Genomic DNA, 18,903 nt, shown 5'->3' with positions numbered 1-18,903 from the left:
CGCTCTGTTAATGCAATTCTTATAGTGCGCGCTGGCGCCGACTCGCTCCCGGTGAGCTTCCTGTTATCCGCTTGAACGCACGACTGAACGCCGCTTGGGAGGTGTAGCCCAAGCGCTGCGCCACTTCTTCGATTGGCAGTCTTTCCAGGGTCAGCCACTGACTGGCCAAGCGCATGCGCAGTTCGGTGGCGTAGCGCAGCGGCGGGGTGCCGAGGGTGCTCTGGAAGCGTTCGGCGAAGACCGAGCGTGAGGTGTTGCACAGCGTTGCCAGTTCAGCGACGCTCCAGTCGCGTCCCGGTTGTTGGTGCAGGGCCAGCAAGGCCTGCGCCAGGCGAGGATCGCGCAGTGCGGCGACGAGACCGGAGGCATTGCCGCAAGCGCATTCGACCCAGCCGCGAACAATCATTGCCGCCACTACGTCGGCAAGGCGCGCGAGAATGCCGGCGAAGCCAATGCGCGCTGCGCTGACTTCGCGTTCCATGGTCGCAAGGATTGGCATAAGTCCCGGATAACGCTGGCCGCCAGCGTCGATCAGCATAAGACCCGGCATCAGCCGACCGAGGCCTTGCAGGCTGCCGAGTTCGAACTCCATACAGCCACTAAAGAGCAGGGCGCTATCGGGCGAATCGGCGCTGTGTCCGACCTGCACCGCGCAGACCGTGTCGCCGAGCGGTGCGGCGACGGCGCTGTCAATGTCCTGCACTTCAGCTCCGGCGTGTGACAGCAACTGGTGCGCGGCACCATGAGCAATGAATACCGCATTGCCTGCTGACAACTCGTACAGGCTGCCGTCCTCCAGTCGCAATACCGTCGATCCAGCGGCGACGAAGTGGAAATACGCATGGCCGGGCTTGTCGCTGAAACCCAGGCCATACGGCGGACCAGCGTGGATCCGCCGATATTGCACGCCACGCAGACGCATGCTGCGCAGCAATTCAGTGATCAGGTCTGATGACAGTGCAAAGGGATCGGTGCTGCTCATGTTCGGGGTTTCGATCAAAAGTTCAAGACTGTGCATCATAGATCATCCGGCTTGTTGCCAATAGACTGCCCTCTCGAAATGTCCGAGGGAGTCTTGAAATGAGTGAACGTGTAGGTGATGGGCGAACTGACGGGGAGCCGCTGGTGCCTGCGTGGATGGCGGTGTTTTCACTGGCGATGGGCGTGTTTGGTCTGCTCACGGCGGAATATCTGCCGGCCAGCCTGCTGACGCCGATGGCGCTCGATCTCGGCGTCAGCGAAGCGCTGGCAGGGCAAGCGGTGACGGTGACTGCGGTGGTCGCGCTGTTTGCCGGATTGCTGGTGCCCGGGTTGACGCGCAGCCTTGATCGGCGGCTGGTATTACTCGGCTTTTCGGCACTGATGATTGCTTCGAATCTGCTGGTCGCGTTGTCGTCCAGCCTCGCGGTGTTGCTGATCATGCGCATCCTTTTGGGCATAGCCCTCGGCGGATTCTGGAGCATGGCGGCGGCCGTGGCGATGCGCCTGGTGCCGGCGGCGCTGCTGCCGCGTGCGCTGTCGATCATCTTCAGCGGGATCGCCGTGGGGACCGTGGTGGCGGTGCCATTGGGCAGTTATCTCGGCGGTCAGTTTGGCTGGCGCAGTGCGTTTTTCGCAGCTGCGGCGGTTGGCGTGGTGACGCTGGTCTTTCAAATGTTCACGCTACCCAGTCTGGCGCCGCATCGTCCGTCACGCCTGCGCACGGTGCTCGAGGTGTTGCTGCGACCGGGCATTGCCGTCGGCATGTTCGGCTGTGTATTGGTGCATACCGGCCATTTCGCGTTGTTCACCTACATCAGGCCATTTCTGGAAAGCACCACCGGCGTCGGCCCGCAGATGCTGGCACTGATGCTCCTTGGTTTCGGCGTGGCGAACTTTGCCGGCACGCTGTTCGCCGGCTGGCTGTTGGAGCGCAATCCAAGGGCAACGTTGGTGCTGATGCCAGTGTTGGTGGGCGTTGCTGCTCTGGCGTTGGTCGGGTTACCGGCGTCGATCACCGGGCAGGCGTTGCTCTTGGCGCTATGGGGGATGGCCTTTGGTGGCGTGCCGGTCGCATGGTCGAACTGGGTGGCGCGCTCGATACCCGATCAGGCCGAAAGCGCGGGCGGCATGGTGGTCGCATCGGTGCAGTCGGCGATTGCCGCAGGCGCCGCCGCCGGCGGTTCGGTGTTCAGTTTCAGCGGTATCCATGGTGTGTTTGTAGCGGCTGGAATTCTGATGTTGCTGGCCGCGCTGCTGATTGCACTGAAGGTCAATGTCGATGTGCCGGAGCCGGGTTCGGCGCCGGTGGCACCGGTGCATTTGTGATTTGATCAATCCGCCTTACGCGTGACGGCAATGTCCCAGGTTTGCATGACCTGAGTGATAGCAGCATCAATGTTATCCAGCGCGGTGTTGTCTCTGGCGAGGATGGATATGCCCTGCAGGAAACTGTCGAATACCGTCGCCATCGCCGCCGCACTTGTGCCGCTGGCCAGCTCGTCGGCATTCACAGCGCGTTCGACGCAGGCTTGAATGCCGGCACGGGTGCGCTGCCTTGAGTGGGTCAGGGCTTGCGCCACATGGGCGGTTTCCGGGCTCGGTGCGCTCATGACGCCGAGGGTAACCATGCAGCCCTTGGGGTGTGTGTCGTCGCACTGCATGCGTGCCGACTGGCGCAAAGCGGTCTCGATCGCCTGGCGTGGTGGCAGGCTGTCGTCCCACAGGCACTCGGTGACTTGCGCATAGGTGGTTAAATAACGCTGCACGCATTCATCGAACAACGCTTCCTTGGAACCGAACGCGGCATAGAAGCTAGGTGCAGAGATACCGCCACCCAGGCCTGCCTTCAATTGGGCCAGCGATGTCGCGTCGTAGCCGTGTTGCCAGAACAGTTGCAAAGCCTGATCGACGGCGTCGTCGCGATCAAACTGACGGGGGCGACCGGTTCTCGCCATGACCTGACTCCTCATTGATTTAATATAAAGACTAGTCGATACAGAAATTGTTGACAACGCTGCGCATGCACCCTCAGGATCTAGATCGATCGGTATTTAAATCTGAGTCGGTTTTTCGAGGAGCTTCCAGTGACACCTTCAATCACGTTAACGGCTACGCCAAAAGGTCTGCCCATCGGCGCTTTGCTGGCGCTGGCCATGACTGGCTTCATCTGCATCGTCACCGAAACCCTGCCGGCGGGCCTGTTGCCGTTGATCAGTGAAGGCCTGGCGATTTCGCCGTCCATGGCCGGGCAAATGGTTACCGCGTACGCATTGGGTTCCGTACTGGCGGTGATCCCGATGACCATCGCCACCCGGGGCTGGCGGCGCCGCAACGTGCTGCTGCTGACGATTGTCGGTTTCCTGCTGTTCAATTCGATTACCGCGCTGTCGTCGCACTACGGCGTTACGCTGGTCGCGCGGTTCTTCGCCGGGGTTGCAGCGGGTTTGGCATGGAGTCTGTTGGCCGGCTATGCGCGACGCATGGTTGAGCCCGAACAGCAGGGCAAGGCGTTGGCACTGGCGATGGTCGGCACACCGATTGCGCTGTCGCTGGGCGTGCCTCTGGGTACGTGGCTCGGTGGGCTGGTCGGTTGGCGCACTACATTCGGCCTGATGTCGGCGCTGACCTTGGTACTGATCGTCTGGGTGCTGGTGAAAGTGCCCGACTACCCGCCGCAGCCGGCCCATCAACGCCTATCGCTGAGCAAAGTCTTGACTACCCCGGGCGTGCGTCCTGTGCTTGCAGTGGTGATCAGCTGGATGCTGGCGCACAACATTCTCTACACCTATATCGCTCCGTTCGTGGCGCCGGCGGGCATGGCCGAGCGGGTGGATGTGGTGTTGTTGATCTTCGGCATCGCCGCGCTGGTCGGGATATGGCTGACGGCGAAGCTGGTCGAGCCGCTGCTGCGCTCGACTGTTCTGCTGAGTTTGGCGACCTTTGCCGCGGTCTGCGTGGCGCTGGGTTTTGGCGGACGCAACCCAGAGGTGATTTATCTCGGCGTGGCGGTATGGGGTTTGACGTTCGGCGGCGCGGCGACGCTGTTGCAAACGGCGCTGGCTGACGCGGCGGGCAACGGAGCGGATGTCGCCTTGTCGTTGAATGTAGTGGCGTGGAACAGCGCGATCGCTGGCAGCGGTGTCGTCGGCGGCGTGCTGCTCGATCAGTGGGGCGTTGCCTCATTTCCGTGGGCCATGCTGGCACTGGTCGCTATCGCCTTCGCCATTGCCTGGGGTGCCCGGGCCCACGGTTTCAAGTCGGGCCCGCGCTCTGTAGAAGCTTCGGTGGTGGCGGGGCATTGAACCCCGCCAGCAGTTTCTTCAACCGCGCTTCGGCAGTTTCCAGTTAGGCCGGATGAAATGGCAAGTGTAGCCATTCGGAATCCGCTCCAGGTAATCCTGATGCTCGGGTTCCGCTTCCCAGAACGGCCCGGCCGGTTCGATTTCGGTTACCACACGGCCCGGCCACAGCTTCGAGGCGTCGACATCGGCAGCGGTGTCTTCGGCGACGGCACGCTGCTCGTCGTTGAGGTAGTAGATCGCCGACCGGTAGCTCGGGCCAAGATCGTTGCCTTGACGGTTGGGCGTGCTCGGGTCGTGGATCTGGAAGAAGAACTCGAGGATCTGCCGGTAGCTGATTACCGCCGGATCGAATTCAATCTCGATGGCTTCGGCGTGGTTGCTGTGGTTGCGATAGGTCGCATTCGGCACATCGCCGCCGGTATAGCCGACGCGGGTTTTCAGCACACCCGGATAGCGGCGCAACAGATCCTGCATGCCCCAGAAGCAGCCGCCGGCGAGAATGGCAGTTTCGGTTTGAGTGGTCATGGTGTGTGCTTCCTCTCGAGACGATGTGGGGATACCCACTGTTATGAGGGCGGGTTGAGAGAATCCAAGGTTACGCTCATCAGAATCGACCACTGGCCTGCTGATCAAGCGGCATGCAGGCGTGTCAACCAAAGCCAAATAACGAACGCAGCCTGCTCGGTGACTTGCGTTCGTAGAACGGTTTGGTCTCCCTGAGGAAGTAATCACTCAGCCCGGCTTGTCCCGTCAGCACGCGGCAAAAATCAACTGGTCCGCCATCGGGGGCTGTGTCCGCAGCGACATTGCCGGCTTCGCGCATGACCTGTTCGATATCGCCATCCGCTTCGATGCCGACGATCAAGTGCGGTTTTTCATCAACCGAGGCGTCGTGCATCAGCGCCAGGAATGCGCGTTTCACATTGGCGTGTTTGGCCAGCAATTGCGAGAGCGAATGGACCATCGTCGATGGGTAGTCCGAAGGCTGTCCAAGCAACACGTTGGTTTCTTTTTCGACGGTACGCTGCGTGGCGGGCCGGCCGATTTCGCCTGAGAGCAGGCGTTGCACTTCATCCGGAAGGAATTCTTTGCCGTACGGCGACTTCGGATTCAGAAAAAGCAGCGCGCCCAGCGTGATTTCGAACAATGATCGTGCCGGTATCTCCACATAGCTCTGTTCGCTGTCGATGGATTGTTGCAGCGTTGGCAGCGAGGAGAAGAACGGAATGACAGGCGTGCCATCGGGCTTCTGCCAATGGGCGATGCTGATGTTGCTGCCGGCTTCGAGATTGACATGACCTTGCGCCGCACCGGCGGTGCCGAGGATGTAGACGGTCGAGTCCAGAAGGGTGCGATAGAACTCAGGGCGATGCGCGGGTTCGTCCGCGGCCAGCCGGAGTGATGTTTCCAATGGGTTTTCTTGTGAAGTATCCATGAGGTCAGTCCGTTATTTTCAATGGAGAGCGATGATTACCTGGCCGATCGAAGATGCCTGCATTCACCAGCATTTCATCCAGCCTCTCGGGCCATATCTGATCGTCGGTGCCTCGTAGCGATTCAGCGGACCACCAACGATGATCGGCCATGACCTCGGTTTCTTCCTGAGTCCAGCCAGTTCTGGATAGCCGCTCGCTTGGCGTATGCACGACGAAATATTGTTCGACCGCGAGTACTGTTTCGCCGCTGGGTAATAGCATGGAAAAATCACGGTGCGCTACAGGTCCCTCAACGGCGCTGGCCTCTATGCCGGTTTCCTCAAGCAACTCACGTATTGCAGCGTCATGGAACGTTTCGTCGCTTTCAAGGCCGCCGCCTGGGGTTGCCCAGTAATTTCTGCCGGCCAAGGCGCCGTTTTCATGGATAAATCTGAAAAGCAGAACTTCTTGCGAAGGACTTATGACCAGTAATCGTGCTGCTTTGCGTTCGCGCATCTACATCTTCCTTGAAGGGCTTGCCACTGCTTGTTGCGTTTCGGATTCGTATTGCAAGAGGACGTCGGGCTGGCAAGAGCTCCTTATTGCAAAGCCATTAAAGACCACCCAACCCGCTAAACCATGGAAAAACAACGCCAGATTCATGGCCTTTATACGCTGACCTCGCCCGTAATTGTCTGCGACAACGAAGGCAGCTGATGATCGCCGGTATCGCCAATAGCGTCAGAAACCACTGGAAAGCATTGCTGGACTGAAGCGCGAGGGCCAGAAGCACATTGATCAGCAATGCCCCAAGAATCGCGACGTTGTACTTGATGTGCCGACGTTTGATCGCAGCAAATTCTTCCCAGTCGTAAATCAACCAATCGTGGGAAAACTCTCCGCACTCAGGGCATTTATGCGTGGGCGGAAGGTTATCGGTGGTGAACCCACAATCAGGGCAGCAGACTGTCATTGAGCGAACCCTCCGCAAGCTGTCTCATATCGCTAGCCAGCGTAGTGCAGATTGGCTGGAGTTGTCCGTCTACAGCCAACAGGCCTCACAACAAACTCCACGAAACCCCAACATAAACCCCCATCCCTTCACCCGGAGTCGACCGCGCGGCATCCAGACCTTTGTCGTCATACCCCGGCGTGACCGTTGCCGCATAACGCTTGCCGGTCAGGTTGCGCATGTCGACCCAACCTTGCCAGTCGCCCTTCGGGGCGTTGTAGCCCAGCGTGGCGCCAAACAGGGCGTACGGGTCGGCGTAGTAGCTGTTGGCGTAGTCCACGGCAACTTTGGAGACTAGTTGCGTGTTCACGGCGGCGAAGAAGCCCTGCGGCCAGTCGTAACGCAGTTCGCCCTGGTAATAATGCATCGGCAGGCCCGGCAGGCGGTTGTCGCCGAAGCGTTCGTCGTCGCGGTAGTGGAAGTCGCTGAAGGTGTAGGCCTGGCGCAAGCTCAGCTGGCGGCCGTCGGCGGCGGTCCAGAGTTTGCTGTTGAGGCTGGCCTCGATGCCTTGGTGCACGGTCGGGCTGGCGTTAAGTTCGTAGGGCGTGACGGCGTTGGCGTCCGGCAGTACCGAGAGCAGTTCGTGACGAACTTGCGCGTAGTACCAGGCCAGGCTCCATTCGCCCAAATGGCTGTCGCCCCGGCCACCGATTTCCAGAGTGGTTGCAGTCTGGTTTTGCAGTTCGACCGGGTCGCGCTGGGTGCCGGTGGCGGCGCCGTTGCCGGCAGGGAAGCGCACGTTGGAGCTGTAGATCAGCGACCACGGGTGCGGTGCTTCGACGGAGCGGCTGAGGTTGCCGAACACTTGCACGTCGGGGGTGATCTGATAGCGCAGGCCGATGCGCGGTGCATAGTCCCAGTCGCTGAGACTGGTTTTGCCGCCGCCCTGCGGATAGGTCACGGCGCTTTCGCGGCGGGTGTAGATCGCGGCGAGGCCGGTGGTCAGCCAGAGGTCGTCGGCAATTTCCAGGTCATTGCCGAAATGCAGGACGGTGTCCGAACCCTGATAAGTGAAGTTGCGCATCCGCGTGCCAGGGGCATAGCTGGCGGTGTTGCCACTCGGGATGCGCACGAACTCGCTGGCGCCGTCGTTGGGCAGGTGCTTGGTCACGCGCAGGCCGACGTTGCTGCGGCTTTCCATGCCGAACAGGGTGTCGCGGCGCTTGTAGTCGAAGGTGCCGCTGACGTCGGTATAAGCCACCTTCAGCCGGTTCGGGCCTTCGCGCAAATCCATTGGGTAGTCGTGGTAGACGAGGCCGGTCTGGATGCTCGAATCGTCGTCGAGGTAGAACGTGGTCTTGTTGCCGATGAAGGTACTGCCGGGCTGCTTGCGGCTGTCATCGCGGGCCACATACGCCGGGTTGGCTGCCCGTGGGCTGTGTTCGATGGAATGCTTGGTCACGCGACCGGCGAGGTCGTTGTCGGTTTCGCGATAGCGGAAATAGAAGCGGGTTTCCAGATTCGGGTTGAAGCGATAGCCGAAGTTGGCGATCAGGCCTTTGCTCTCGCTGGCGGTGGGGTCCTGATAGCCGTCGGCGTTGGCATCGGTCAGCGACACGTAGTAATCGAAATCGCCCAGCACTTGCCCGGAGCTGACCTGGCGCTGCTGATAGCCATGGCTGCCGGTGGCGTAGCGCACTTGCAGTTTCGGCGCGGTGTAACCGGTGTGGCTGACGTAATCGATAGCGCCGCCCAGCGCCAGCGCGCCGCGATCGAAGCCATTGGCGCCGCGTAGCACTTCGACATGCTCGACCCACAGTGGCTCGAGCAATTCATACGGTGTGCCGCCGGGGCCGGTGAGGGGCAAGCCATCCAGCATCGTGTACAGCCCCGAGGCGTGGGCGCCGGGTGCGCGGTTGATGCCTGAACCACGGATGGAAATCTTCACGCCTTCGTTGCCCGCCGACTGTGCATACACCCCCGGCTGATAGGCCAGCACATCCTGATTGCTGGCAATGCGGCCCTGAATCGGCTGGCGCATGTCGACCACGTTGGTGCCGCCGGGAACCTGCTCAAGGCGTTCCCGCGCTTCTTCGACCGCTGCATCGCTGCCACTGCGCTGATCTGCCGAAATCAGCACTTGCCCCAGCTGCAGACCTCGGGTCTCGGCCATCACCGGGCAGGCCAGGGCCAGACCGAGCAGGGCAGTGGGCAATGATTTGGGCGACGGCATCGAAAAAACTCCAGCAAACAGGGGATCGGGCAATGAACAGTGCGACGTCGGAACAAACCCAGGAAACACATGGCGACAGGGCTTTTTTGCCCGGCGATGGCAAACAACCGGGCGTGAACTAACCTCACGGATCAGGGCCATCGGGTCAATAAACAAATTCAGCGGGCTGTTGAAGCGCGAGGAAAGGTTCATGGCGAAAGACAAGAAGAAACCTGCAAAGGCAATTGAACGCCCGCGCTTGAAAAACAAGGACTATCTGGAACAGCTGCGCAAGCTGCACATTGAATTGGTCAAGCTGCAGGAGTGGGTCATCGCCAAAGGTGTCAAGGTGTGTATTGTTTTCGAAGGGCGCGACGGTGCGGGCAAGGGCGGGGTGATCAAGGCGATCACGGAACGCGTCAGCCCACGGGTGTTCCGCGTGATGGCACTGCCGGCGCCAACCGATCGCGAAAAGAGCCAGATGCATGTGCAGCGCTACCTGCCGCATCTGCCGGCGGGCGGTGAGGTGGTGATTTTCGACCGCAGTTGGTACAACCGCGCCGGTGTCGAACGGGTCATGGGCTTTTGCACCGAGGAGCAGGCCGACAAGTTTCTCAAGTCGATTCCCTGGGTGGAGAACGCCATCGTTGATTCGGGGGTGATCCTGCTCAAGTACTGGCTTGAGGTCAGTCCGGAGGAGCAGACCCGCCGGCTCGAAGCGCGAATCAATGACGGGCGCAAGACCTGGAAATTGACACCAATGGATCTGAAATCCTACAGCCGCTGGTATGACTACTCACGGGCGCGGGACGAGATGTTCAAGCATACCGATACCGATTGGGCGCCGTGGAGGGTTGCCGACTCCAACGACAAACGTCGTGCACGGCTGAACATCATCACTGATCTGCTCAGTCGCATCCCCTATGAAGAGGTGAAGCGCGACAAGGTCGAGTTGCCGAAACGGCAGAAGCCGGGCAAGTATCGGGAGCCGGATTATGCGTACAAGCGGGTGGCTGAGCGGTTTTGACATTTGCGGGTTTTTTGGGGCTTGGCGGCCTTTGGGCCGACCAGGCTTTGGTTGGTTTGGGTGGATATCCGTTTTTTGTGGTGTTGCGGCTGGCGGTTTCGCCCTTACGGCGAGTCACCTTTTCCAAACGCCGAAAAGGTAACCGAAAAGGCTTGCTCCTACGTTCGGCCCCTCGCGGGCTCGGGGTTCCTTCGCTACGGGACTGATCCGGGCGCAGCGGCTACGGTTTGCTTCGCTGCACCTCCTTCCGCTGTGTTCGACTTCGTCGAACGGTCGCTGCGCTCCCACGCCCGGATCAATCCCTCCACTCAGCCTTCCGACGTCGCCGGTGGATCAAAAGCAAGATCAAAAGCACTCGAGCTTGCGCTCATTGTTGAGTGGGGCGGCTTCGCCGCGGGCAGCTGCGCTGCTTTGCTTTTGCTTTTGTGGGAGCGAGCCTGCTCGCGATGACGGAGGCACATTCAAATGTTTTGAAAGATATATCGCTATCGCGAGCAGGCTCACTCCTACAAGGTTTTGCGTATCAACCGTCCATCCGTCGTCTGCCCTGAACCTCTGTCGCGCTGTTTTTTCTACCGGGTAAGTCCATCAGGAGATACCCGTATGTTCGATCAGCAAAAGAAGGCATCACTGGCGGCATGGCGCAGGATGGCGGAGCAGGCCGAGGGCGATCTGGATCCGGAACAGCAGTATGACGAGCTGCTCAAGGCTGCGGATCAGATGGAGGAGCAAGGCCTGATCACCAGTGCCGAATGGCGCCAATTAGTGCGTGACGCCGGCAACATTTTTACCCTGAACGAGGAACAGCCACAGCGCTGACAGCTGCCATCGGAGGACGTCTCATGCTCAGTTATCTGTTTATCGGCGCCAACGATGTCGAGCGTTCGGCGGCTTTTTACAAGGCGATCCTGACGCCGCTTGGCTACCGGCATGACCGTGAAGAACACTACTGTTTCTACTTGCCCGATTGCGCCGACAAGTCCAACGGGCCCGGGAGTGTGCACATCTCGCAACCGTTCGATGGTGAGTCGGCGACACCCGGCAACGGCATGATGCCGGCATTTCGCGCCGACTCGCGGCACCAGGTCGATCAGGTGCACAAGGCCGGGCTCGACAGTGGCGGCAGCAATGAAGGACCGCCGGGCACTCGCGAGGCCTATACGCCGGATTTTTACGTGGCCTATCTGCGCGATCCTGAAGGCAACAAGCTGGCTGTGTTCTACAGCGGCTGATGGATGGAGCCCGTTGATTCGGCCCTGATGGCGGCCCGCGCCCAGTTTGCGATCACGATCAGTTTCCACATCGTGCTGGCGGCGTTCAGCATCGGTCTGGCGAATTTCCTTATGGTGCTGGAAGCGTTGTGGTTGAGGACCGGGCGCCAGGTTTATCTGGATGTCTATCGCTACTGGCTCAAAGTGTTTGCGCTGAATGTCGCAGTGGGCACGGCGTCGGGATTGATTCTGGAGTATCAGTTCGGCCTCAACTGGTCGCGGCTGTCGGTGCAGGCCGGTGATGTCCTCGGTCCGCTGATGTTCTATGAAGTGATGGCGGCGTTTTTCATCGAAGCGGGATTTCTCGGCATCATGCTGTTCGGCCTGAAGAAGGTCGGTCCGCGTCTGCACTTTTTTGCCACGTGTGCGGTGGCGGTGGGCTCGCTGATCAGCGCGTTCTGGATTCTTTCCGCCAACTCATGGATGCAAACCCCCGCCGGCTATTCGATTGGCGCGGACGGGCGTTTCCTCGCCGAGGACTGGTGGGCAATCATCTTCAATCCTTCGTTTCCCTATCGTCTGGCGCATATGCTGCTTGCCGTGCTCATCGGCAGCGCGACGCTGATTGCCGGGATCAGTGCCTGGCAATTGCGCAAGGCCCCGGACAACCCGCGTGCTCGCCTGCAATTCTCCATGGCGCTGTGGGTGATTGCGCTGCTGATGCCGGTGCAGATTGTTGTCGGGGACCTGCATGGCCGGCACAGTTTGCACGCTCAGCCGCAGAAAGTGGCGGCCATCGAAGGCTCATGGACGCGCCCGGACCAAGGGGCAGGGGAGCCACTGCGCCTGTTCGCATGGCCGGATATGCAAGAGCGCCGCAACCATTGGGAAGTGGCCATTCCACGCATCGGCTCCCTCTATCTGCAGCATGACCTGACCAGCACCATCGCCGCGCTTGATGAATTTCCGGCTGAGGACATCCCGCCCGTGGCGCCGGTGTTTTTCGCGTTCCGGCTGATGGTCGGGCTGGGACTGCTGATGCTTGGGCAGGGTGTGGTCAGCCTGTTCCTGCGCCGACGTAATCGCCTGTACACGGCGCGGCGCTGGCTGGGCGCGTGCGTGCTGCTGGCGCCGGCCGGGTTTCTGGCGATGCTCAGCGGCTGGGTCGTCACCGAAGTGGGGCGACAGCCGTTTACGGTTTACGCATTGCTGCGCACGGCGGACAGCCTGTCATCGGTGTCCAGGGCTCAAGTCGTCGGGTCGACGTGGCTGATTCTGCTGTTTTATCTGTTGATCTTCGGCATCGGTCTGTGGGTGTTGCTGCGCCTGTTGCGCGAGCCGCCACAGCAGGATCAACCCGGGCCGCAGCCCACCCTTGCCGACGAAACCGGGCACTGAGGAGTCGCAGACATGGACACCGACTGGCTGACCCTGTTGTGCGCTGCCGCACTGGCGTTCTCGGTGATGAACTATGTGCTGCTCGACGGCACCGATCTGGGTGTCGGCATGCTCATGGGGCTCACGGCTTGCAGCAAGCAGCGCAGGGTGATGGCGGTGACGATTCTGCCGGTATGGGACGCCAACGAAACCTGGCTGGTGCTCGGTGGCGGCGGGCTGCTGGCGTTGTTTCCGCTGGCGTATGCGATCTTGCTGCCGGCCTTGTACGTGCCTTTTATCGTGATGTTCCTCGCCTTGATCGCGCGGGCCATGGCGCTGGAATTTCGCGATTACGCACCGAACGAGCGACGCAAGCGCATCGTCGACGGCGTGCTGGCCCTGGCTTCGCTGCTGACCGGGTTTGTCCAGGGCATGGTGCTCGGCACTCTCGTGCAAGGCGTTGCGCATCAGGGCGGTCAGTACATTGGCGATGGCCGCGACTGGCTGAATCCGTTCCCGGTGTTTTGCGGTTTGGTGCTGGTGCTCGGTTACGTCTGGCTGGGGACGTGCTGGTTGTACTGGCGGACCCTGGATGAATTGCAGCAGCACTCGGCCCGCCAGGCCCGCGTCTTGGCGCTGGTCGTCGTGGCGTTATTGCTGCTGCTGATCGCATGGACGGCGACGTTGCAGCCGCAATACGCCCGGCGGCTTGCCGAAATTCGGCTGTGGTTGCCGGCAGGGGTCATCCTCTGTGCTCTGGGATGGGTATTCAGCAAAGGCTTTCACAGCCGCTTCGACTTCATCCCGCTGTTCGCCGCACTGGGCGTTTTCGTGCTGGCTTTCGCGGTGATGCTGGTCGCGCTGTATCCCTTCATCATTCCGCCGGATCTGACCTTGAGCGAAGCAGCATCAAGCCCCAACAGCCAGATCTTCATGCTGGTCGGATTCGCCGTGCTGATCCCCATCACCCTGGCCTACAACACCTTCGGTTTCCGCGTGTTCAGCGGCAAGGTCCGCGTTGCCAGCGATGGCTGATATTCACGTCACCCGACCTTTTTTGCTCACTAGCGACAGTCGCGAAGCCCGTAGCAGATCAGCAAAAGCCGCCTTGTCGATCGGCCGACTCATGAAATAACCCTGCACCTCGTTGCATTGATCTTTACCGAGAATCGCCAGTTGCTCCTCGGTCTCTACGCCTTCGGCCGTCACCGTCAGTCCCATGGCTTTGCCCAAACCGATGATCGCCTGCACCACGGCACGGTCGTTGGTGCCGCTGCTGATCGAGGCGATAAAGCGTTTGTCGATCTTGATCCCGTCGAACGGATAAGCGCGCAGATAACCGAGCGACGAATAACCGGTGCCGAAGTCGTCCATGTTCAGACGTACGCCGAGCTCCTTGAGCTGATTCATGGTGGTCAGCGCGCCATCGGTGTCGTTGAGCATCACGTTTTCGGTGATCTCCAGCTCCAGACGGCTGGCCGGGAAACGCGTATCCACCAGCACTTCACGAACATCCTCGACAACATCGCTGAGGGCGAACTGCGCAGGCGAGAGGTTGACCGACAGCAGAATGTCATGGGGCCATTCCAGTGCGGTTTCGCAGGCTTCGCGCAACACCCAGCGGCCCAGCGGGACGATCAGGTCGGTCTGCTCGGCCAGCGGAATGAACACGTCCGGCCCGAGCAAGCCCTGGGTCGGATGCTGCCAGCGCACCAGCGCTTCCACCGAAACGATGTGCTTGCCGTCGACCTTGTAGCGCGGCTGGTAGTGCAGGACGAACTCGTTGTGCTTGAGCGCATGGCGCAGGTCATCTTCCATTTGCCGACGCGTCTGGATCTGGTCGCTCATGTGCGCTTCGAAGTAGCACCAGGTGTTCTTGCCGTCGGATTTGGCCTGATACAGCGCGATGTCGGCGTAGCGAATCAGATCGCTGGCGACGAAACCGTGTCGACGACTCAGGGCGATGCCGACACTGGCGCCGATATGCAGCGGATGCTGTTCGTAGAGGATCGGCTGATGCAGGCTGCCGATCAGCCGTGTGCAGAATTTGTCGATCTCGTTATGGCTGTCCATGCCATTGAGCACCACGACGAATTCATCACCACCGAGGCGGGCGACGAGGTCGTGCTCGCGGGTGCATTCGCGCAGACGCGTGGCGACTTCCTGGAGTACCGCGTCACCGGCAGGATGGCCGAGGGAATCGTTGATCGGTTTGAAGTTGTCCAGATCGATCATCAGCAGCGACAGCGGTGGCGAGTGTTCTTTCAATATCAGCACTTCATCCAGATAGCGCGCCAGTTTGTTGCGGTTGGGCAGGCCGGTCAGGGCGTCGTGCATCGACAGGTGCTGGATCTGCGCATGGGCGGCGACTTCGTCGGTGATGTCGCTGGCAGTGCCGCGATAGCCGACGACGCTGTCCTTGTCGAAAATCGGCCGCGCCGAGAGCCGGCAGTGGCGTGGCTGCCCGGAGTGATCGCGATAAGTACAGCGCAAATCGCCGGCGCTGTTTTCTTCGCTGAGTTTGCGCAGCCACAGCTCCAGTGGTGTGGTGTCGCAAGTCAGTAATTCGCCGATGTCCTGGCCCAGCCACAGGGCTTGCGGGTAGCCGGTGACTTCGCTGAAGCGCGCCGACAGATAGGTCAGCGCCAACTGATCATCAACTTCCCAGATCCAGTCCGACGCCGCTTCGGCCACGGCGCGAAAGCGTTCTTCACTGGCTTCGAGGGCATGATTGGCTTTCTCGAGTGCCTGATTCGAGGCCTGCATGGCATGAATGCTGTTGTCGACGTATTGCGATGAGCGCAATGCATGGCGGAAAAAATAGGCGGTGAGCAGCATCAGCACCAGAAACGTCGCGCCGAGCGGCGGCACCAGCGTCCACAGCAATTGTTGACCGGGCCGTTGCAGGTCGGCGACCAGGCTGTAGCCGGTGCTGTCGAGGGGCACGCTTGGATGGCCTTTCTCAATGGTACCGTCCGGGACCAGGGTCAGATTCGTCAGGCCATAACCGCTGCCGATCTTGCGCAGTTTGGTCGGGGTCAGCTTGTCGACGAACACCAGCACCGAGGTGTTTCTCAGTTCATCCAGCGGGCGCTCGTCGTTGGGAATGATCGCGGCAGCGGTGATCAGCGCCGGCCAGCCTTCGAACAATGAATAACTGCTGATCGGCTTGGTCAGATCAGGCTGACTCAGCACCTGCTCGACCAGCGCCGAGGCGGGCGCTTGCAGTACGCTGGATACGTCGGTTTCAACCATCTGCCCGCGAATCACCGCGTACTTGGTGCGATTGCGATCGAGGACGAACACGCCGTCGTAGCCGTCGCTGGTGAACAGGGTCTTGCCCATGTTCTGTTCGGTATAGGCCCAGTTGACGTCGATCGGCCCGCTCAAGGCTTCATAGGCGCGGGTCCAGTAGGCATAACTGGTGATGTAGTTTTTCGACGCGGTGATGCGGTTTTCCACGGCGCGCACGGAATAGAACTGGTTCTGTTCCAGATCCTTCGCGTCAAGGGTATTGGCGATCCCAAGCAAGGTGCTGATCGCGGCGATGACACCCGCAACGAACAGTGCGCCAACGGCGATGGCCAGGCGCCGGGTCACGGCGCGTTGCGGGGTGGGGATTGGCTGCGCAGGGAGAGTAACGGCCATGTGCTCGTCCTTGATCCGGTGTCTTCTGAATCTAGAACAATGGCGAGCGCACAATGTTCAGATTGTTGTTATTGGTATCGCCTGGATTTTTTCAAAGTGTAGCGAATCCGTTGGAATTTCCAGCAGCGCCGGCCAGCGGCGAATCCCGAAAGGGCGAGACTTCCCGCACAAAAACCGGATAATGGCCGCCATTCGTTTAGCCGTATTCTGGTAATCCCGCATGGAAATCAAGGTCAACTTTCTCGACAACCTTCGACTTGAAGCCAAGTTCGACGACTTCACGGTGATCGCCGATCAGCCCATTCGCTACAAGGGCGATGGCTCGGCACCGGGGCCGTTCGACTACTTCCTGGCGTCGTCGGCCTTGTGCGCGGCTTACTTCGTCAAGCTGTACTGCGACACGCGCAATATTCCGACAGAGAACATTCGCCTGTCGCAGAACAACATCGTCGACCCGGAAAACCGCTACAACCAGATCTTCAAGATCCAGGTCGAATTGCCCGCCGACATCTCGGACAAGGATCGCCAGGGCATCCTGCGTTCCATCGACCGTTGCACCGTGAAGAAAGTGGTGCAGACCGGCCCCGAGTTCATAATCGAAGAAGTCGACAACCTCGACGCCGATGCCCAGGCCTTGTTGATGCCGCAGTCCGATTCCCAGGCAGGCACCTATATCGCCGGCAAGGACCTGCCGCTGGAACAGACCATTGCCAACATGTCGAAGATCCTTGCCGACCTCGGCATGAAGATCGAAATCGCTTCGTGGCGCAACATCGTGCCCAACGTCTGGTCGCTGCACATTCGCGATGCGCATTCGCCGATGTGCTTCACCAACGGCAAGGGCGCGACCAAGGAGGGCGCACTGGCGTCGGCGCTGGGCGAGTTCATCGAGCGCCTCAATTGCAACTTCTTCTATAACGACCAGTTCTGGGGCGAAGACATCGCCAACGCCGAATTCGTCCATTATCCGGACGAGAAATGGTTCAAGCCGGGTCCGAAGGACGAATTGCCCAGCGAGATTCTCGACGACTACACCCTCGGCATTTACAACCGCGACGGCGAACTGCGTGGCTCGCACCTGTACGACACCAACTCCGGCAACACCCAGCGCGGCATCTGCTCGCTGCCGTTCGTGCGCCAGTCGGACGGTGAAGTGGTGTACTTCCCGTCGAACCTGATCGAAAACCTCTACCTCAGCAACGGCATGAGCGCCGGCAACACCTTGGCCGAAGCGCAGGTGCAGTGCCTGTCGGAAATTTTCGAGCGCGCAGTCAAACGCGAAATCCTCGAAGGCGAAATGGCCCTGCCGGACGTACCGCAAGAGGTACTGGAAAAATACCCGAGCATCCTCGCCGGCATCAAAGGCCTGGAAGAGCAGGGCTTCCCGGTGCTGGTCAAGGATGCCTCGCTGGGCGGTGAATTCCCGGTGATGTGCGTGACCCTGATGAACCCGCGCACTGGCGGCGTCTTCGCTTCCTTCGGCGGGCACCCGAGCCTGGAAGTCGCGCTGGAACGCAGCCTGACCGAACTGCTCCAGGGCCGCAGCTTCGAAGGCCTCAACGACTTGCCGCAGCCGACTTTCTCCGGGCAGGCAGTGACCGAGCCGAACAACTTCGTTGAGCACTTCATCGATTCCAGCGGTGTGGTGTCGTGGCGCTTCTTCAGTGCCAAGCCAGACTTCGAATTCGTCGAATGGGACTTCTCAGGCCAAGGCGAAAACTCCAATGCCGAAGAAGCCGCGACCCTGTTCGGCATCCTCGAAGACATGGGCAAGGAAGTCTACATGGCGGTCTACGAGCACATCGGCGCCAAGGCCTGCCGCATCCTCGTGCCGGATTACTCGGAGATCTACCCGGTCGAAGACCTGATCTGGGACAACACCAACAAAGCCCTGCAATTCCGCGCCGACATCCTCAACTTGCACAACCTCAGTAAGGTTGGCCTGCGCAATCTGGTCCAGGGCCTGGAACGCAGTGAGCAGGATGACTACACCGATATCACCACGCTGATCGGCATCGAGTTCGATGACAACACACCGTGGGGCAAGTTGACGATTCTGGAACTGCGCCTGCTGATCTACCTCGCGCTGCAGAAGTTTGACGAGGCCAAGGATCTGGTTGAGGCATTCCTGCAATACAACGACAACACTGTTGAGCGCGGCTTGTTCTATCAGGCTGTGAATGTGGTGCTGGAGATGGAGCTGGACGAGGATCTCGAGTTGGAAGACTACGAGGCCAACTTCCGTCGGATGTTTGGTGACGAGCGTATGGATGCGGCGATTGGTTCGGTGAATGGCAGTGTGCGGTTCTATGGCCTGACACCGACGAGCATGAAGCTGGAAGGGCTGGATCGGCATTTGCGCTTGATCGAAAGCTATAAAAAGCTGCATGCGGCGCGGTCTGGTGTGGCGGCTTTGTCGCGTTGAAGAGCTGGCTCAGAACGTTTCGCTTTCGGCTTGAGTGTGGCTGCGTGGCTTGAACCGCAGCCCCTCACCCCAGCCCTCTCCCGAGGGAGAGGGAGCCGATTTTCAAGCTTTTCAGAATTTGTTTTCGACTCGGTTTCCCAGGTCGGCGTATTTCCACCAAGCACCTCGGTCAGTTCCCTCTCCCTTTGGGAGAGGGCTAGGGTGAGGGTTTTTTCAGAATTTGTGTTCGACTCGGTTTCCCAGGTCGGCGTATCTGCACCAAGCACCTCGGTCAGTTCCCTCTCCCTCTGGGAGTGTATGTACCGGGGACATGGTGGACACATGTTCGGAGACATGGTGGACGGTTTTAGATC

General features: G+C 60.1%; 15 protein-coding genes. 8 read left to right on the top strand and 7 right to left on the bottom strand.

The window, feature by feature from the left end; genetic code table 11:
- Nucleotides 1–19: 19 nt before the first annotated feature.
- Nucleotides 20–1,018, bottom strand: a complete 999-nt coding sequence (locus AAEZ10_RS19680) for an AraC family transcriptional regulator (protein WP_243242937.1) — start codon at nucleotides 1,016–1,018, stop codon at nucleotides 20–22.
- A gap of 62 nt (nucleotides 1,019–1,080) precedes the next feature.
- On the opposite strand from AAEZ10_RS19680, the gene AAEZ10_RS19675 reads away from it, so the two are divergent.
- The gene (locus AAEZ10_RS19675; RefSeq protein ID WP_243242938.1) at nucleotides 1,081–2,307 is read left to right on the top strand and encodes an MFS transporter; all 1,227 of its coding nucleotides are present in this window, start codon (nucleotides 1,081–1,083) and stop codon (nucleotides 2,305–2,307) included.
- Between the two features lie 5 nt (nucleotides 2,308–2,312).
- Here the strand turns inward: AAEZ10_RS19675 and AAEZ10_RS19670 are convergent, their stop codons facing one another.
- Nucleotides 2,313–2,936: a TetR/AcrR family transcriptional regulator gene (locus AAEZ10_RS19670; RefSeq protein WP_016774418.1), complete on the bottom strand. Its 624-nt coding sequence runs from the start codon at nucleotides 2,934–2,936 to the stop codon at nucleotides 2,313–2,315.
- A 129-nt stretch (nucleotides 2,937–3,065) separates the two neighbouring features.
- On the opposite strand from AAEZ10_RS19670, the gene AAEZ10_RS19665 reads away from it, so the two are divergent.
- The gene (locus AAEZ10_RS19665; RefSeq protein WP_016774419.1) at nucleotides 3,066–4,283 is read left to right on the top strand and encodes an MFS transporter; all 1,218 of its coding nucleotides are present in this window, start codon (nucleotides 3,066–3,068) and stop codon (nucleotides 4,281–4,283) included.
- A gap of 18 nt (nucleotides 4,284–4,301) precedes the next feature.
- Here AAEZ10_RS19665 and msrA read toward each other — a convergent pair whose 3' ends face one another.
- The 4 genes from msrA to AAEZ10_RS19645 all read right to left on the bottom strand — a co-directional run bounded on the left by msrA (nucleotide 4,302) and on the right by AAEZ10_RS19645 (nucleotide 8,883).
- A complete protein-coding gene (gene msrA / locus AAEZ10_RS19660; RefSeq protein ID WP_243242939.1) occupies nucleotides 4,302–4,808 on the bottom strand; it encodes a peptide-methionine (S)-S-oxide reductase MsrA in 507 nt (168 codons plus the stop codon).
- Nucleotides 4,809–4,932: 124 nt separating this feature from the next.
- A complete protein-coding gene (sseB, locus tag AAEZ10_RS19655; protein ID WP_243242940.1) occupies nucleotides 4,933–5,718 on the bottom strand; it encodes an enhanced serine sensitivity protein SseB in 786 nt (261 codons plus the stop codon).
- A gap of 4 nt (nucleotides 5,719–5,722) precedes the next feature.
- A complete protein-coding gene (locus AAEZ10_RS19650; RefSeq protein WP_083386947.1) occupies nucleotides 5,723–6,214 on the bottom strand; it encodes an NUDIX hydrolase in 492 nt (163 codons plus the stop codon).
- A 542-nt stretch (nucleotides 6,215–6,756) separates the two neighbouring features.
- Nucleotides 6,757–8,883 carry a TonB-dependent receptor family protein gene (locus AAEZ10_RS19645; RefSeq protein ID WP_350570589.1) on the bottom strand — a complete coding sequence of 709 codons (2,127 nt, stop codon included), beginning with the start codon at nucleotides 8,881–8,883 and terminating at the stop codon, nucleotides 6,757–6,759.
- 190 nt (nucleotides 8,884–9,073) lie between these two features.
- Between AAEZ10_RS19645 and ppk2 the strand changes: the two genes are divergently transcribed.
- The 5 genes from ppk2 to cydB all read left to right on the top strand — a co-directional run bounded on the left by ppk2 (nucleotide 9,074) and on the right by cydB (nucleotide 13,512).
- On the top strand, nucleotides 9,074–9,889 hold the full coding sequence (gene ppk2, locus AAEZ10_RS19640; RefSeq protein WP_243242968.1) for a polyphosphate kinase 2: 816 nt from the start codon (nucleotides 9,074–9,076) through the stop codon (nucleotides 9,887–9,889).
- Nucleotides 9,890–10,492: 603 nt separating this feature from the next.
- Entirely contained in the window at nucleotides 10,493–10,708 is a 216-nt protein-coding gene (locus AAEZ10_RS19635) for a hypothetical protein (RefSeq protein WP_130928185.1), read from the top strand.
- A 23-nt stretch (nucleotides 10,709–10,731) separates the two neighbouring features.
- Complete coding sequence (locus AAEZ10_RS19630; protein WP_348971517.1) at nucleotides 10,732–11,121, top strand: VOC family protein; 390 nt, start codon at nucleotides 10,732–10,734, stop codon at nucleotides 11,119–11,121.
- A gap of 3 nt (nucleotides 11,122–11,124) precedes the next feature.
- On the top strand, nucleotides 11,125–12,498 hold the full coding sequence (locus tag AAEZ10_RS19625) for a cytochrome ubiquinol oxidase subunit I (protein WP_350570586.1): 1,374 nt from the start codon (nucleotides 11,125–11,127) through the stop codon (nucleotides 12,496–12,498).
- A gap of 12 nt (nucleotides 12,499–12,510) precedes the next feature.
- A complete protein-coding gene (cydB, locus tag AAEZ10_RS19620) occupies nucleotides 12,511–13,512 on the top strand; it encodes a cytochrome d ubiquinol oxidase subunit II (RefSeq protein ID WP_350570584.1) in 1,002 nt (333 codons plus the stop codon).
- Between the two features lie 3 nt (nucleotides 13,513–13,515).
- Here cydB and AAEZ10_RS19615 read toward each other — a convergent pair whose 3' ends face one another.
- Nucleotides 13,516–16,125 (bottom strand): bifunctional diguanylate cyclase/phosphodiesterase, encoded by a 2,610-nt coding sequence (locus AAEZ10_RS19615; RefSeq protein ID WP_350570582.1) that lies wholly within the window; start codon nucleotides 16,123–16,125, stop codon nucleotides 13,516–13,518.
- A 220-nt stretch (nucleotides 16,126–16,345) separates the two neighbouring features.
- Here AAEZ10_RS19615 and AAEZ10_RS19610 point away from each other — a divergent pair, with 220 nt between their 5' ends.
- The gene (locus tag AAEZ10_RS19610) at nucleotides 16,346–18,550 is read left to right on the top strand and encodes an OsmC domain/YcaO domain-containing protein (protein WP_350570580.1); all 2,205 of its coding nucleotides are present in this window, start codon (nucleotides 16,346–16,348) and stop codon (nucleotides 18,548–18,550) included.
- Nucleotides 18,551–18,903 lie beyond the last annotated feature (353 nt).

Origin of the sequence: Pseudomonas sp. H26/SER47-MNA-CIBAN-0231 (genome assembly GCF_040310465.1) — a bacterium.
GTDB classification, from domain to species: Bacteria; Pseudomonadota; Gammaproteobacteria; order Pseudomonadales; family Pseudomonadaceae; genus Aquipseudomonas; species Aquipseudomonas atacamensis.
Note: the sequence above shows the minus strand (reverse complement) of the source record. Positions and strands in the feature narration are given on the sequence as shown.

Excerpts from the sequence above, each read along its gene's own strand:
- AAEZ10_RS19680 (WP_243242937.1), bottom strand. The coding sequence starts at position 1,018 with ATGCACAGTCTTGAACTTTTGATCGAAACCCCGAACATGAGCAGCACC.
- AAEZ10_RS19675 (WP_243242938.1), top strand. The coding sequence starts at position 1,081 with ATGAGTGAACGTGTAGGTGATGGGCGAACTGACGGGGAGCCGCTGGTG.
- AAEZ10_RS19670 (WP_016774418.1), bottom strand. The coding sequence starts at position 2,936 with ATGGCGAGAACCGGTCGCCCCCGTCAGTTTGATCGCGACGACGCCGTC.
- msrA (WP_243242939.1), bottom strand. The coding sequence starts at position 4,808 with ATGACCACTCAAACCGAAACTGCCATTCTCGCCGGCGGCTGCTTCTGG.
- sseB (WP_243242940.1), bottom strand. The coding sequence starts at position 5,718 with ATGGATACTTCACAAGAAAACCCATTGGAAACATCACTCCGGCTGGCC.
- AAEZ10_RS19650 (WP_083386947.1), bottom strand. The coding sequence starts at position 6,214 with ATGCGCGAACGCAAAGCAGCACGATTACTGGTCATAAGTCCTTCGCAA.
- AAEZ10_RS19645 (WP_350570589.1), bottom strand. The coding sequence starts at position 8,883 with ATGCCGTCGCCCAAATCATTGCCCACTGCCCTGCTCGGTCTGGCCCTG.
- ppk2 (WP_243242968.1), top strand. The coding sequence starts at position 9,074 with ATGGCGAAAGACAAGAAGAAACCTGCAAAGGCAATTGAACGCCCGCGC.
- AAEZ10_RS19635 (WP_130928185.1), top strand. The coding sequence starts at position 10,493 with ATGTTCGATCAGCAAAAGAAGGCATCACTGGCGGCATGGCGCAGGATG.
- AAEZ10_RS19630 (WP_348971517.1), top strand. The coding sequence starts at position 10,732 with ATGCTCAGTTATCTGTTTATCGGCGCCAACGATGTCGAGCGTTCGGCG.
- AAEZ10_RS19625 (WP_350570586.1), top strand. The coding sequence starts at position 11,125 with ATGGAGCCCGTTGATTCGGCCCTGATGGCGGCCCGCGCCCAGTTTGCG.
- cydB (WP_350570584.1), top strand. The coding sequence starts at position 12,511 with ATGGACACCGACTGGCTGACCCTGTTGTGCGCTGCCGCACTGGCGTTC.
- AAEZ10_RS19615 (WP_350570582.1), bottom strand. The coding sequence starts at position 16,125 with ATGGCCGTTACTCTCCCTGCGCAGCCAATCCCCACCCCGCAACGCGCC.
- AAEZ10_RS19610 (WP_350570580.1), top strand. The coding sequence starts at position 16,346 with ATGGAAATCAAGGTCAACTTTCTCGACAACCTTCGACTTGAAGCCAAG.